Annotated in this window: 11 protein-coding genes, 1 other RNA gene and 1 pseudogene; 8 read left to right on the top strand and 5 right to left on the bottom strand. The window is 39.0% G+C overall.

The genetic code is table 11. The annotated features are described in order from the left end of the window. Positions 1 to 14: 14 nt before the first annotated feature. Positions 15 to 785 carry a tRNA threonylcarbamoyladenosine dehydratase gene (locus I6L31_RS14165; protein ID WP_005002940.1) on the top strand — a complete coding sequence of 257 codons (771 nt, stop codon included), beginning with the start codon at positions 15 to 17 and terminating at the stop codon, positions 783 to 785. A 32-nt stretch (positions 786 to 817) separates the two neighbouring features. Here I6L31_RS14165 and I6L31_RS14170 read toward each other — a convergent pair whose 3' ends face one another. Together I6L31_RS14170 and glpK are read right to left on the bottom strand one after the other, a co-directional pair. Next, positions 818 to 1,297, bottom strand: a complete 480-nt coding sequence (locus tag I6L31_RS14170; protein ID WP_004996081.1) for a hypothetical protein — start codon at positions 1,295 to 1,297, stop codon at positions 818 to 820. Between the two features lie 345 nt (positions 1,298 to 1,642). Then, on the bottom strand, positions 1,643 to 3,130 hold the full coding sequence (gene glpK / locus I6L31_RS14175) for a glycerol kinase GlpK (RefSeq protein WP_005002941.1): 1,488 nt from the start codon (positions 3,128 to 3,130) through the stop codon (positions 1,643 to 1,645). A gap of 130 nt (positions 3,131 to 3,260) precedes the next feature. Between glpK and ssrA the strand changes: the two genes are divergently transcribed. Together ssrA and dusA are read left to right on the top strand one after the other, a co-directional pair. Further along, positions 3,261 to 3,620, top strand: a transfer-messenger RNA (tmRNA) gene (gene ssrA / locus I6L31_RS14180). Positions 3,621 to 4,109: 489 nt separating this feature from the next. Beyond that, positions 4,110 to 5,126, top strand: a complete 1,017-nt coding sequence (gene dusA, locus I6L31_RS14185) for a tRNA dihydrouridine(20/20a) synthase DusA (protein ID WP_005002943.1) — start codon at positions 4,110 to 4,112, stop codon at positions 5,124 to 5,126. Positions 5,127 to 5,273: 147 nt separating this feature from the next. Here the strand turns inward: dusA and I6L31_RS14190 are convergent, their stop codons facing one another. Further along, positions 5,274 to 6,059, bottom strand: a complete 786-nt coding sequence (locus tag I6L31_RS14190) for a HEAT repeat domain-containing protein (protein ID WP_005002944.1) — start codon at positions 6,057 to 6,059, stop codon at positions 5,274 to 5,276. 145 nt (positions 6,060 to 6,204) lie between these two features. Between I6L31_RS14190 and I6L31_RS18595 the strand changes: the two are divergent. From I6L31_RS18595 to I6L31_RS14205, 3 genes and pseudogenes are all read left to right on the top strand, one after another. Beyond that, a pseudogene (locus tag I6L31_RS18595) lies at positions 6,205 to 6,309 on the top strand (IS1595 family transposase); the annotation flags it as partial. 776 nt (positions 6,310 to 7,085) lie between these two features. Next, a complete protein-coding gene (locus I6L31_RS14200; protein WP_004996174.1) occupies positions 7,086 to 8,084 on the top strand; it encodes an isopenicillin N synthase family dioxygenase in 999 nt (332 codons plus the stop codon). A 144-nt stretch (positions 8,085 to 8,228) separates the two neighbouring features. Beyond that, a complete protein-coding gene (locus I6L31_RS14205) occupies positions 8,229 to 8,909 on the top strand; it encodes a GntR family transcriptional regulator (RefSeq protein ID WP_004996178.1) in 681 nt (226 codons plus the stop codon). Positions 8,910 to 8,969: 60 nt separating this feature from the next. Here I6L31_RS14205 and I6L31_RS14210 read toward each other — a convergent pair whose 3' ends face one another. Together I6L31_RS14210 and I6L31_RS14215 are read right to left on the bottom strand one after the other, a co-directional pair. Next, the gene (locus tag I6L31_RS14210) at positions 8,970 to 9,917 is read right to left on the bottom strand and encodes a PDR/VanB family oxidoreductase (protein ID WP_005002946.1); all 948 of its coding nucleotides are present in this window, start codon (positions 9,915 to 9,917) and stop codon (positions 8,970 to 8,972) included. A gap of 12 nt (positions 9,918 to 9,929) precedes the next feature. Continuing rightward, positions 9,930 to 11,006 (bottom strand): aromatic ring-hydroxylating dioxygenase subunit alpha, encoded by a 1,077-nt coding sequence (locus tag I6L31_RS14215; protein ID WP_005002948.1) that lies wholly within the window; start codon positions 11,004 to 11,006, stop codon positions 9,930 to 9,932. 483 nt (positions 11,007 to 11,489) lie between these two features. On the opposite strand from I6L31_RS14215, the gene I6L31_RS14220 reads away from it, so the two are divergent. Continuing rightward, positions 11,490 to 12,836: an MFS transporter gene (locus tag I6L31_RS14220; protein WP_005002950.1), complete on the top strand. Its 1,347-nt coding sequence runs from the start codon at positions 11,490 to 11,492 to the stop codon at positions 12,834 to 12,836. A 32-nt stretch (positions 12,837 to 12,868) separates the two neighbouring features. Next, positions 12,869 to 14,149 (top strand): OprD family outer membrane porin, encoded by a 1,281-nt coding sequence (locus I6L31_RS14225; protein ID WP_005002952.1) that lies wholly within the window; start codon positions 12,869 to 12,871, stop codon positions 14,147 to 14,149. Positions 14,150 to 14,257 lie beyond the last annotated feature (108 nt).

Raw genomic sequence — 14,257 nt, forward strand, 5'->3', positions numbered from 1 at the left:
TGAAAGAAGATGTAATGACTGAACTCCAAACCGATGAATATGACCGCCGTTTTGCAGGCGTTGCCAAGATATATGGTGATGATGCGTTTACTCATTATAAAAAAAGTCATGTTATGGTGATTGGAATTGGCGGTGTTGGAAGTTGGGCTGTGGAAGCACTTGCACGTACAGGGATTGGCGAATTGACACTGGTGGATATGGATGTATTGGCCGCTTCCAATATTAATCGTCAGTTACCTGCGCTATCTTCAACTTTGGGGCAGGAAAAAGCAGAAGTCATGGCGGAACGCTGTCGTCAGATTAACCCGCGGATCAAGGTCAACGTGATCGATGATTTTCTTTCATCTGTGAATGTCGCAGACCTATTGATGTCTAAACCCGATGTGATCTTGGACTGTATTGATGATGTCAAAGCCAAACTGGCTTTAATGCTGCATTGTCGTTTTAATAAAATCCCTTTAATAGTCTCGGGCGGCGCAGGTGGAAAAATTGATCCGCTCAAAATTCGAGTGGCTGATCTGTCCAAAACTGAACAAGACCCGATGTTGGCAAAATTACGCAGTCAATTACGTGCTAAAGGAATTTGCAAAAAGCCAAAAGAAAAATTCGGGATGACCTGTATTTATTCGCTCGAACAACCTACCTTACAAAACAATCTATGCGCGAGTGCGGGTTTACGCTGTGGCGGCTATGGTTCATCGGTAATGGTGACTTCCAGCTTTGGCATGATTGCAGCGGCTGAAGTTTTGAAAAAATTAGACATGAAAAAAACGAAGCCTAAATAAGCTTCGTTCATTATTAATATACTATTTTAAGCTTACAACGGGCGATAATAGGTATATGTGACATTATTATCTTTATATACATCGTAGCTTTGCTGCTTAAAATCAGAAATCCACTGACTACCGCTGTAACCCGCAATATGTCCATATACATGATTTGGGGTGCGTTTAATAATATAAATATCACCCTTTTGTGGATGATCAAACTCAGGTTGAATTTGTCGATAACCAATTTTGGTTAAAGTGTCGCCCCAGTCAGAAGCAGCAATAGGGTGGCTGACGATCTTGGCACCCGCAGATTGCAAAGCGATACGAACACTTTTGGCACATTTTGCCGTGCTGTAGTTACCACTGATACTTTTTAATTTAGCAACGAATTTGTGGATATCGATCTGGCTACGTGAACCATCCGATCCAAAAGAAAACGGTGCTGATCTTTCCCTGTTTTCAGTCACAGTCACTTGGGGGGCATTCTGTGTTTGATAACTATCTGCTACTTGTCCGTCATAAATCATCGTTCAAACTCGTTCTTACATTATTTACACATATCAATAACAATGTATTTGCTTGGCGGAATGATGCTATCGTCTGAACCTTAAAAAGTGTTTTAAGGAATGTAATAATATTTCACAAGTCTGAAACATTTATAAAAAAATATAAATTTATCATGGTTTTAATTCAGTGCCATTTGGCTAAAATTTGGTAAAAAAGAATTTAAATAAATCAATTTTTACTGGATTTAGTTCTGAATTAAAAAATAATGACGAGAGCTCGCATATAAATATGACGAGAGCTCGCATATAAATATATTGAGAGTGACACTAATTTGATAAATAGAAATAATCGATAAAAAGTTACAATCAATATAAATCTGATTTAGCACGTTTTAACGCATGATGCCATCGTTCAAGATGATGAGAACGTTCATCTTCGTTCATTTGCGGTTCAAAGGCACGATCAAGTTGCCAAGACTCAGCGATTTCGTTGAGATTTGAAAAAAGGCCAGACTTTAGACCTGCCATCGCGGCCGCCCCCCAAGCCGTTGATTCAAGCATTTTAGGCCGTAATACAGGGACGTTGAGAATATCTGCCTGAAATTGCATCAGCATATCATTCTGACTCGCTCCACCATCGACTCGTAATTCTTTTAAAGGTTGGGATAAATCTGACTGCATGGCACAAAGCACATCCGACACTTGAAAAGCAATCGATTCAAGCGCCGCCCGCGCGATATGTGCTTTATTGGTTCCCCGTGACATCCCGCACAATAACGCACGTGCTTCACTGTCCCAGTGTGGTGCACCCAAGCCCGTGAAAGCGGGAACTAATACTACACCCTCACTGCTTTTGACCTGATTGGCCAATTGTTCAACCTGAACACTGCTCTGAATAATCCCTAAACCATCACGCAACCACTGTACAATTGCGCCAGCCATAAATACACTCCCTTCAAGCGCATAGCGGGTTTGATTCTGACATTGCCATGCCAGCGTGGTCAGCAGTTGATTTTGACTAAATTGTAATTCCTCGCCAGTATTAAACAGCATGAAGCATCCTGTTCCATAGGTATTTTTTGCTGTACCTATTTCAAAGCATGACTGTCCAAATAGGGCGGCTTGCTGATCACCTAAAACACCCGCGATCGGAATGGTGCTACCTAGTAGCCCAGGTGCTGTATCAGCTATATAAGCATCAGATGAAATAATAGTTGGAAGAACCGAAGCCGGGATATGAAACAATTCGAGCAATTCTTCATCCCAGCTTTGAGTCTGAAGATTCATGAGCATGGTTCTTGAAGCATTACTGACTTCAATGACGTGTTCTGCGCCTTGAGTTAAATTCCAGATTAACCAACTATCGATCGTTCCAAAAGCAACATGTCCTTGCTTTGCGAGCGCTCTTAGTCCGTCTACATTCTCAAGCAGCCAGACCAATTTGCCTGCGCTAAAGTAAGGGTCGATTCGCAGTCCTGTTTTATGATGGACTTTATCCTGCAATTTTTGTTGGATTAGGCCACTGCACCAGTCTGTCGCACGACGATCCTGCCAAATAATAGCAGGTGCTAGTGCTTTGCCAGTACGTTTATCCCATACCACCGTCGTTTCACGCTGATTGGTCAGTCCTAGTGCTTTAATATCCTTTGCCAAGACATGTGCAGAGGCTAAAGCCTGCTGTACCACTGCTATCTGACTTGACCAGATTTCATCGGCATCTTGTTCGACCCAACCTGAATGTGGGGTTCTTATTTTTGTTTCGCGTTGAGCGGTTGCATGAACACGTCCCTGTTCATCAAAAATAATCGCGCGGCTAGAAGTCGTTCCCTGATCGAGTGCAAGTAAATAGCTCATATTTGTTATAGATAGACTTGAAAAATAAAATATTATCTCAATTATCATGTTAAATACATCAGTAGAATCTAGTTGGTTATAAATTGCATAGCAATTTTTGCCGCCTGTGTTATGATGTATGAACTCATCTGGGGGTGTTATTGGCTTCGACGCTGGTGATGAAGCTCATAGATGCATGCCGAGAGCGCATTTTCTCTCGTAAATAAAATTTGCATTTTAATAGTCGCAAACGACGAAACTTACGCTCTAGCTGCCTAAGGGCCGCTTGTCCGCTTCCTAGAATACTTGTGGTTTAGGAACCCGACTGTAGCGCACGCACACAAGTCCGTATAGAGTCAAGCCTCGGGACTTTATACCAAACTTAGAGGATCGCAACTTGTACCCTGTTCGTCGGGTCACTTGGTGTTAAAATAATAGACGATATCTAAGCATGTAGTATTCTCGAGTGTAGTGCTGGCGGACGCGGGTTCAACTCCCGCCACCTCCACCAAAATTCGATTCGGAGCAATCCGATGAAATATAAAAAGTCTTTAAGTTTAATACTTAAAGGCTTTTTTATTTGGTTATTTGTCGATGCAATTCGACATGGTTTGACTACATTTTTGCTTTCTGTGGGTTAAAAATGGGTTAATTTACCCATCTTATCCCCATCGAATTTGGTTGACTCAAATAAAATTTCTGGATTTTATCAATTTCTGCTTCATGCTTATCGATTTAAAAGCCAGTCAAACGCTTGGTAAAAAATGTCTGACTTTCTTTAAATACAGGAAATTCTTTTTATTAATTCTGATCTCCACACGATAACGGATTGTTCCATGCTTAAGTTTTCATTGTGGTATAGTACCCGCAAAATTTACACCATAAAATTTGCGCCTTTATGGCTCAAAGATGGTATAGATTCTAATCGAAACGGTGCAAATTAGGCCTGAATGGTTGCAAATAATTTAGTATCAACATCAACATATATGGATGATTTTTAATGATTAAATCAGACAAAATTGAAAATACTAAAGATTTCAGAATCAGCGTTGCCCCGATGATGGATTGGACAACCCGAGACTACCGTTTTTTTGCACGACTATTTAATCCCAATATTGTGCTGTATACCGAAATGGTAACGACAGGCGCGATTATTCATGGTGATGCCAAACGTCATTTGGATTTTAATTCACAAGAACATCCGATTGTGTTGCAACTGGGTGGCTCTAATCCAAAAGAATTAGCCACTTGCACTAAAATGGCTGAGGATTGGGGCTATAACGAGGTCAACTTAAATGTCGGTTGCCCAAGTGACCGTGTGCAGAACAATAAGATTGGTGCATGTTTAATGGCTGAACCCAACCTTGTTGCTGAATGTATTGATCAGATGCAAAAAACTGTCAGTATTCCCGTGACAGTCAAACATCGGATTGGGATAGATGATATGCAGTCTTATGACGAAATGCTGCATTTTGTAGATACTGTTGCTGCAACTGGTTGTACGCATTTTGTGGTACATGCTCGCATTGCGATTTTGCAGGGTTTATCACCGAAGGAAAATCGCGAAGTTCCTCCATTACGCTATGAAGATGTCTATCGTTTAAAACGTGAACGTCCAAATTTGACCATTGAAATTAACGGTGGCATCAAGACTTTTGAAGAAACACAACAACACCTGCAACATGTAGATGGCGTCATGATTGGTCGTGAAGCCTATCATAATCCTTATTTACTTGCGGAATTTGGACAATTCTGGAACTTAGACATGCCAGATCGATTTAACATCATGCAACAGATGATGCCTTATATCGAAAAACGTTTAGCCGAAGGTGCACCTCTTTCGATTATTACTCGACATATTTTAGGTTTATTTCAAAATCTTCCGGGTGCACGCAAATGGCGACAAGCCCTGAGTGGTGGTAATGCCAAGTCGCTCACCGATATTGAAAATGCTCTACTTAATATTCGTGAAACTATTCAACGATCAGAAGAATCTCAGCAAGAACAGCATATATAAGTGTTTTAAAAGCCTTTGTCATGTAATGCTGAGGGTAGAATATTAATTTTCTAAGGGCTGTACTAGATTCGCAATGTGCTAATCTAGGAAAATGAAGCTAACCAATTGTAAATTAAATAAGAAAATTCAATTAAAAGGCTATTTGCATTACTTGGTTGAATTTAACTTGTTAAGTGCTAAGTTTCTAATATCTTCGCTTTCATCATTTAAGAAGTATTCAGCCATTTCAGGTAGTTCAACCAACACGTTTTTGCGAATTTTAGAGTCTAGGTCAGTTTTTAGTTTTGATGCAAAAGATTTGTCTATATGAAAACACAATAATTTAATATCAGCCGATTCATCGTTGATAAAGAGTTCAGCTAGATTTTTATGCTGATACAGCGCATTCCATCTAACTTTTAAACTTTTGTCATTTACATACTGTCTAGCACACACCTCCCATTTTGCACACCACTCTCGTACAAAGTCAGAAGAATCATTCATTAATTTCAAACCATATTCTTCACTTTTCACAGCAACTACAGCACGAACATAGTGATGTGTATCGTTTAAAAGTACATCTGAAATCTTTGTTGAAGCATATATACAGGAAGCCCGAACATCAGGACTTTTATCATTCATTAACTCATGTGCAATTAACTTGTTATTTTTAGCCGCTCTCATTCGCACATCATCACATTGACTATGAGCCATAACAACCAAACTACTAGCCCACTTCGCGCAACCGACATCAAAAAATTCCCAAAAATCTTCATTGTTTTTTAATACTTCAATGAATTTTTGGTGTGAGTTTGTAATTGTGGAAAATTTTTTAGATATTTCTTCATCATTACAGATGCCTTCAAATAACCCTTGATGGTATTCCATAAAGTCATCATAACTAAGGTCTTGGCAAATCATATCAATATAAAATGGCACATCTGCAAGTTTCATTTTCAAAGGCTTGTGGAGTATATTATCTACATAATACCTACAATCATGGCATGAAAAAATAAGCATATAAGTAAAAAATCAAATTAACAACTCTCAACCTTGAATTGCAAATAGCCAATTAAAATTGCTAAAGTTTTTCATGCTTGGTGTAACTGCAAGAGCTGCTGCTGATAAAATGATTGTTTTGGGATTATTAAAGCATAATGGAAAGCTCTATACCGCTGTTGTTTCAGACACTAAATCCAGTACTAAATGCCTGATTTTCGTTTTGAAATATGACAAAATATTCAACGATGTCCTTCTCTTGATGGAAGAGGGCTTAAATGCAACTTTAAAAAAGAGCTTACTGTCTAATCTTAAAACTTTTGCTCAATCGTCAATATAACATTGGGAATCAATCTATTGATTCTGGCTTGATACAAGCTGTCATCAGATTGATTACGTAAATATTGCTTATAGTCTATGCCTAGAATATTTCTTAAGCTGAAGATAGCATCCTAATAATGACTAAAGTTTTTAGAAAAAATCTATTCTTATTCTATGTGATCCTAATTTTTGCGCAGTATAAGGCATAATTTGCGGGAAATTTAAAACAACAACAATGAGTTGTGTATATATCTAAAATGTATTTATCATGATTTACATTGATTTTAAGAAACTAAAAGTTAAGATTTTTATCAGTTAAATTTTCCATAGTGGTGCATTAATTGCACTAAAGTGAGGCATATCTGAGTGATCTATTTTTGAAAAAGTGCTCAATAACGGAGTATCAAATATTCTAAGGACTTGGAAAAGTAGAAAATTTAAAAATAATTTCTAATCTGGCATAATCATTGCTTAAGTTTGATTAGAGTATAAGCTGTCAACATATTGATTTATTCATTATGTGGGTCATTGCTCTAAGCGACATGTATTTTCCTTGCGAAAATAATGATGTTGTTTAGCGTGGCTCAATTGAATGTTCGACCCATTTTCATGACATTGAGTCACATCATTAAAGTTCCTTTTTTAATGTAAGTGACAAGCATGAACAGTTTAAATACCAATACCGAATTTTCTTTAGAAGAATTAAAAAAAGAATCCGTGATGGGCGTGATGGGAACGGAAACCCAACGTGAAGTACGGATTATCGACCTCAGTGATTTTGAAAATCGCAAATATGAAATTGCCGATCAACTCTGGAATGCAGCGGTTGAGATTGGTTTTTTTCAAGTTGCCAATCACGGCATTCCGCAAAAAGAGATTCAGCATGCATTTGGTTTGGCAGAACAATTTTTTGCTTTGCCACGTGAAGTTAAAGCACAATATCCCCTAAACCGTAATGCAGGTTGGGAAAGCAAGGCACAAATTCGTCCATCTACTAAAACGCCAGATCAAAAAGAATCTTATCAAATCACGCGTCCCCGCATGAGCAACTTATGGCCGACCCAACAAGAATTGCCAGATTTTAAAGCGCAAGTATTGAATTTTGAAAGCCAATGTTGGTCGGTAGGCATGAAAATTCTGTCTTGTTTTGCCTATAAAATGGGTTTTTCTGAAGATTTCTTCACTTTGGCGCATGATCCATCTAAAGAAACCTATCAAAGCACCTTACGCATGTTGCATTATTTTGCTGTCGATCCTGCGCTTAAAGATGAACTCGGTTTGTGGCGTGCAGGTGCACATACCGATTTTGACTGCCTAACTTTATTATTCCAACAAAAAGGACAAGGGGGTTTACAGGTTTGCCCAGGCAAGGAAATGGAAAATCGTGCATGGACTTCGATCGAGCCACGTGAAGATTTAATCACGTGTAATATTGGTGATATGTTGATGCGTTGGAGTGATGACGTTTTACCATCTAATTTCCATCGTGTAAAAAATCCAGCGGATCATGAATATCAAGGTGCACGTTATAGTTTGGCTTTTTTCTGTCAAGCCAATGAGGATGTATTGATTCAAAGTCCTCAAGGCAAATATCCTGACATTACTGCAAAGGATTATCTGGCGCAGCGGATCAGTGCCAATTTCTCTGGCAAATATTGATTGATCGTAGCGAATGAAAAAAAGTAGCCCATTAAGCTGCTTTTTTCATTTGTTTTTTTTGAGGCTAAACAATAAGAAAAGCATTGTCATCAACATATCGATCTTGTTAGCATCGATTGAGATTTTCCATTACAAGTGTCTGTTATGTCTTCAGGGCAACAAGTTTTAATTAAACTCAGAAAAATGATTATTGCAGGTGAACTTGAAGGTGGCAGCCGTATTGCGGAAATTCCAACGGCTGAAATGCTTGGGGTCTCTCGGCAGCCGGTGAGAATGGCTTTTCGCTTGCTTGAGCAGGAAGGACTGCTCATTAAGAATCCAACCCGTGGTTATATCGTGCGTGAAATTTCGGATGACCTTATACGGGATGCTTTGCAAGTTCGTGGGGTGCTTGAAGGTTTGGCTGCAAAAACATTGGCAGAAAAGGGAATAACCGAGGAACAGAAAAAAAACTTAAGTCACTGTATTGAACAAACTGAAAAGTTATTTGAGGGCAAAACTGAATTTGGTGACGAAGAATTGGAAAGCTATCATCACTGGAATGTTATTTTTCACGATACGGTTATTCAGGGGGCAGGGAATATCGCTTTAACACAGGCTTTGGCGAAAAATAATCAATTGCCGATGGCCTCTGCACAAGCATTGACCTATGACCAATCTCGTGCGCTATCGGAATATCGCCGTCTACATTATGCTCATTTACAGCATTGTTCTATCTATGATGCTTTAGTTCAACGTCAGGCAGGACGTGCTGAAAGTTTGATGCGAGAACATAGTGCTGTCGTGATGTTAGGCGAAACAGTCAAACATATCTTATCGACATGACTTTGAAAAAACTCCTACACATGGGCTTGATGAAATGTATAGGAGAAAAACAGCAAAGTTTTAAGCCAGATCAATCACCAGTGTTTTTGATTTGGCGCGTGAACAGCAGGGGGTAAATTGGTTATTGAGAGAATGCTCATCATCAGTCATAAATACATCACGATGATCAGGTGTGCCTGCTATTACACGGGTGATACAGGTTCCACAAACGCCCTGTTCGCACGATATTGGCACTTCAAAACCATTTTCCAGTAAAGCCTGAGTGGCAGTTTGATGTGGATGAACTTCGATTTTACGATCTGAGCCAAGCACTTCAATAGTAAATGCCTCATTTTCACTTTGATCTAACTGTTGTGCGACAAAATGTTCCTGATGCAATTGCTCACTTGACCAACCTGCCTGCTGGGCTGAATCCATCACAAACTGCATAAAACCCGTTGGACCACAGACATATAAATGTCGTTGTGTTGAAACCTCTTTTAGAACATCTTGCATATTACACTGAGTTTCTGGCTGATCCTGAATATGAAAATGGATTTGATTTGGGAAATGCTCAGTCAAATTGCCAAAAAAGGCGATCATTTCATGGCGACGTACAAAATAATGTAATTCAAAAGGAATGTGTTGTTGTCTCAGACGATAGGCCATGGAAATAATAGGCGTAATTCCAATGCCACCTGCAAATAAAACAGCTTGCTGAGTTTCAGGATGGATTTTAAATAAATTGCGCGGTTTACCAATGCTCAGTCGATCACCTTCTCGATATTCGGTATGGATGCAACGTGACCCACCACGTGAATTTACATCATGTAAAACGCCAATCACGTAACGATGGGTTTCACTACAACAATTGGAAAGTGAATATTGTCGTATTAGTCCATTTTTTAAGTGAACGTCAATATGCGAACCTGCCTCGAAAATGGGCAAAGCGGTATGATTAGCTGAAATTAACTCAAATGCACGAATGTTTGAGGTGAGTTGATGAATTTTATTGATGATCACATCCATGTGCTGTACTCCTTAAATCACGCGAATATTGGGAAATTTTCGGTTTTGGCTATCAGGAGATGGTGGATTTTCTTTGGCAAGCAAGCGATCAATAATTTTACGTGACTGTACCCCGCCTGCATCTATATTCAGCATCAGCAACTGACGTTGAGGATTGCGTAAAATATTTTGTTGCTGTTGTTCCAGCATTTCCAGATCTTCAGTAAAAATCTTACCTTGTCCTTCGCGGATCTGCTCGGTCAGCTCGACATTCTCTGGTTGGAAGTTACGAGCCATTCCCCAGAAATACCAATGCGATGTTTCGGTTTCAGGCGTAATAAAATCCACCACAATCGATGATACTTTTTTGTCTTTGGCTGCATGATAGCCACCGTGACCTGCATGTGCGACGCCTACTTCGATATGAACATTACTTGGCGCAAAAAAATGACAGCGCTGCCAACGGTCTACTGCTACATCATCTGCTAGCTGGTTGCCACGCAGTGCCATTTGCCAAAATGGAGGGGCAGATACATTCTCCATATAACGTTCGGTAATGACATGATCACCATCGACTTTAGTAACGGGCAACGCTTCGTCAATTTCTTTTTGACCAATACTGCTCGAATGTACATAGGTTTCATGGGTAAGATCCATGAGATTATCAATCATGAGGCGGTAGTCACATTGAATATGAAATAAGCCACCGCCATAGCTCCACTCTGGATGATCTGCCCATTCTAATACAGGCAAATCAGCTTCATTCGCTAAAGTTTTTTCACCTGGCCAAACCCAGATAAATCCAAATTTTTCTACAACGGCATAGGATTTATTACATGGAAAACCTGTTACACGCTGTGCTGGCATGGATATGGTTTTACCTTCGCAGCCCATGACCAGACCATGATAGCCGCAAACCAGATTGCCATCTTCGACATAACCTAAAGATAAGGGCGCACCCCGATGTGGACAGAAATCCTCAACCGCAGCGACTTTATTTTCTTTGCCTCGATAGAAAACAATTTTTTCTCCACAAATGGTACGACCAAGAGGCTTATCCTGAATATCCTCAGGACGGCAGGCAACATACCAAGCATTTTTTATAAACATGTGTGACGACTCCTTATCACTTATTGGATCCAATTTATTGGGTTTGAAAATTGCCGTCAAGTGGTGAAATACAGACTTATTCAATTTTTATTATTTATATTATTGTAATTAAATAAAATTTATTTTTTATGAAAATAATTTTAAAACTGTTTTTCTCCACTTTGTGCTTTTTTTAGAATTTAAATGAAATAAAATTTTTAAACTTTATTTTTATATATTTAATAATATTTTATGTTTATTTATCGCTTGTGGGGGATTGGATTGTTACGATGATCGCACAAAAAATATCTTAAAAAATTGATTTTATGGATCCAGTAATGTATCAGTATGTATATTGAGCAGGATGCTCCAAAAATAGATGAATTCTATTTTTGTAATCAAATTATTCCTTCTAGGCAATTATGGATACGGATATGCATAATCACCCAGCATCTCATTACAGAATGTCGCGTGTATATCTTGTCCATATTGGGAGATATGCAAATGGAAAGAGATGTTCTAGGTGAAATTAATCAAAATCAAATGAGCCGCTATCAGTGGTTTGTCATTACGATTTGTCTTTGTCTTAATATTATCGATGGTTTTGATGTCATGGTTATGGCATTTACTGCACCATCAGTTGCCGCTGAGTGGTCACTTTCAGGTGCGCAAATTGGATTGTTGTTGAGCTCTGGCTTATTTGGTATGGCAGCAGGCTCGATCTTTTTAGCTCCACTTGCCGATAGAATTGGCCGTCGATTATTGATTTTAATCTGTTTGGTGATTGCGGGATTAAGCATGATCGCGTGTGCATTTGTACATAGTCATAGCTTGCTGGCAGCACTTCGTTTCATTACAGGTATTGGCGTAGGGGGGATTCTGGCAAGCAGTAATGTATTGGCCAGTGAATATGCGAATACTCGTTGGAGAAGTCTAGCCGTCAGTTTGATGTCAACAGGCTATGGAATAGGTGCAACATTGGGTGGAATTTTATCACTTGTTTTAATTGAGCATTTGGGTTGGCGTTCAATTTTTATGGCAGGTGGTTTGACCACGATTTTTATGCTGTTGGTGAGCCTATGGCTATTACCTGAATCAATTGATTATTTATTTGCAAAAAAACCAAAACAGGCATTAGAAAAGGTAAATGCGGTCATGCAGCGGATGGGTTTATCGACGTTGTTAGTTTTACCACACTATGAAAAAAGTCATAAAAATAAAGGTGGAGAAATTGCCAAGCTATTTCAGGGTCAACTTGGGTTTCAAACTTTTTGTTTATGGGGCGCTTTTTTTATGGTGATGTTTGGTTTTTATTTTGTGATGAGCTGGACACCTAAAATCCTAATTTCAATGGGGATGTCGCCAGATCAAAGTGTGAGTACGGGTATTTTAATTAGTATTGGTGGAATTTTTGGTGCAGCGATTATTGGTTTGCTCGCATCTCGTATGAAAATTTTCTATGCCTTAAGCTTATTTTTAGGATTGACTGCTGTCTGTATTTTCTTATTTGTCGCAGTCTCTTCTCAAGTCAGTATTGCACTTGTTGTGGGGCTATTACTTGGGACACTGATTAATGGTTGTGTCGCTGGTTTATATTCAATTTCTCCAACCATTTATGACGCAGATATTCGTAGTCGCGGAGTGGGTTATGCGATTGGTTTTGGTCGTATGGGTGCCATTTTATCTCCAACCATTGCGGGAATTTTTCTGGATCAGGGCGTAGCTCCTGCAACTTTATATGCGTATTACGGCATTGTTTTTATTCTTGCAATCTTTCTGATTCTAAGTTTGGGTAAGGCATTTTATCGCCAACAAAAAGCTCAATCTTATTCCATGAAAACATTAGCTTAACCTCATAAGAAATTAAATTGTAGAGATTAAAAATGACAAAGACATCCTTATGGGTGGGGATTTGCTTGTGCCCATTATTTGCCCCATGTACTCATGCCGAATTCATTGCAGATAGCAACGCTGAGATCACACTTCGAAACTTTTATTTCGATCGGGATTATAAAAAAGACCCGTATCCCTATACTGCTGCACGTGATTGGGCACAAGGCCTGATTTTTAAAGGGCAATCGGGCTATACCGAAGGCACCGTTGGCTTGGGGGTTGATGTACTGGCAATGGCAGGTTTTAACCTGCTTGGTCACCATGCTGATGATTACGCACGAAGTGGTTTGTTACAGGTAAATTCCGATAATACACGTGATGATTATTATGGAAAAATAGGGGTTACTGCAAAAGCAAAATATCGCCAAAATGAATTATTTGTAGGGGATCTGGTTCCTTTACTGCCCACTATTTTTTCGTCCCCTGCAAGGCTTTTTCCACAAACGTATCGTGGTGTTCGTTTGCTATCGACTGAAATTCCAAATTTACAGTTGGAAGGCTTTTATGTCGATGAGGTACGGCAGCGTGACTCAATACGTTATACCGATGTTGGTATTGATAATATTAATCATCGTTTTGACAAGGCTGCAACGACGGATCATTTCTATAGCATTGGCGGAGCCTATCAGTTTAAGAACTATCGGATACGTGCTTATCAGGCAGAACTTCAGAATATTTATCAGCAGCAGTTTTTAGGATTTAATGGTAAACACGTGCTGAATGATCACTTAAATTTTCTAAGTGATGTGCGTTTTTTTAACAGTGAAGATACGGGGTCACGTAAAGTTGGTAATGTTGACAATCAACATTTGAGCGGTTTGTTTGGTTTGAACTATCAAAATCACACTGTTTCTTTGGGTTATATGCAGGCTTTTGGTTCAACAGGACTACCATTTTTATCAGGTACAGAAAGTCCAGTCGTTCTGGATTTTATGAGTTCAGATTATTCCAATAAAGATGAAAAAGTCTATTCGATTCGTTATGAATATGATTTTAAAGATGCACGGATGGGAGATGTTTCTTTAAATGGTCTGCGCTTTATGACGCGTTATGCCAAAGGCGAGAATATTGATTTACTGAGTTATGGGGATCAGCGTTTTAAGGAGGACTCACTCGAATTCGATTTAGGCTATCGCATTCCAGAAGGAAAGTTAAAAGGACTTGGGCTACGAGCTCGTTTTTCTCATTATCGTAATGATATGCCTACGAATATGGTATTTCATTCAACCAATGAAACTCGTTTGAATGTGGATTATACATTTAAGTTTTAATTGATTTACATTGGTTTTTTAATTGAATGAAAAAAAACAAGCTCATCTAACAGTGAGCTTGTTTTTTTAAGGATGTATCATACACGGTTTGCAATGGAGGGATTCCAT

The organism is Acinetobacter septicus, from assembly GCF_019355975.1.
GTDB lineage: Bacteria > Pseudomonadota > Gammaproteobacteria > Pseudomonadales > Moraxellaceae > Acinetobacter > Acinetobacter ursingii.

What these genes read in the sequence shown, in the direction of transcription:
- I6L31_RS14190 (WP_005002944.1), bottom strand. Translation starts at nt 6,059, where the DNA reads ATGAAACTTGCAGATGTGCCATTTTATATTGATATGATTTGCCAAGAC.
- I6L31_RS14225 (WP_005002952.1), top strand. Translation starts at nt 12,869, where the DNA reads ATGACAAAGACATCCTTATGGGTGGGGATTTGCTTGTGCCCATTATTT.
- I6L31_RS14205 (WP_004996178.1), top strand. Translation starts at nt 8,229, where the DNA reads ATGTCTTCAGGGCAACAAGTTTTAATTAAACTCAGAAAAATGATTATT.
- I6L31_RS14165 (WP_005002940.1), top strand. Translation starts at nt 15, where the DNA reads ATGACTGAACTCCAAACCGATGAATATGACCGCCGTTTTGCAGGCGTT.
- glpK (WP_005002941.1), bottom strand. Translation starts at nt 3,130, where the DNA reads ATGAGCTATTTACTTGCACTCGATCAGGGAACGACTTCTAGCCGCGCG.
- I6L31_RS14210 (WP_005002946.1), bottom strand. Translation starts at nt 9,917, where the DNA reads ATGGATGTGATCATCAATAAAATTCATCAACTCACCTCAAACATTCGT.
- I6L31_RS14200 (WP_004996174.1), top strand. Translation starts at nt 7,086, where the DNA reads ATGAACAGTTTAAATACCAATACCGAATTTTCTTTAGAAGAATTAAAA.
- I6L31_RS14215 (WP_005002948.1), bottom strand. Translation starts at nt 11,006, where the DNA reads ATGTTTATAAAAAATGCTTGGTATGTTGCCTGCCGTCCTGAGGATATT.
- I6L31_RS14220 (WP_005002950.1), top strand. Translation starts at nt 11,490, where the DNA reads ATGGAAAGAGATGTTCTAGGTGAAATTAATCAAAATCAAATGAGCCGC.
- I6L31_RS14170 (WP_004996081.1), bottom strand. Translation starts at nt 1,297, where the DNA reads ATGATTTATGACGGACAAGTAGCAGATAGTTATCAAACACAGAATGCC.
- dusA (WP_005002943.1), top strand. Translation starts at nt 4,110, where the DNA reads ATGATTAAATCAGACAAAATTGAAAATACTAAAGATTTCAGAATCAGC.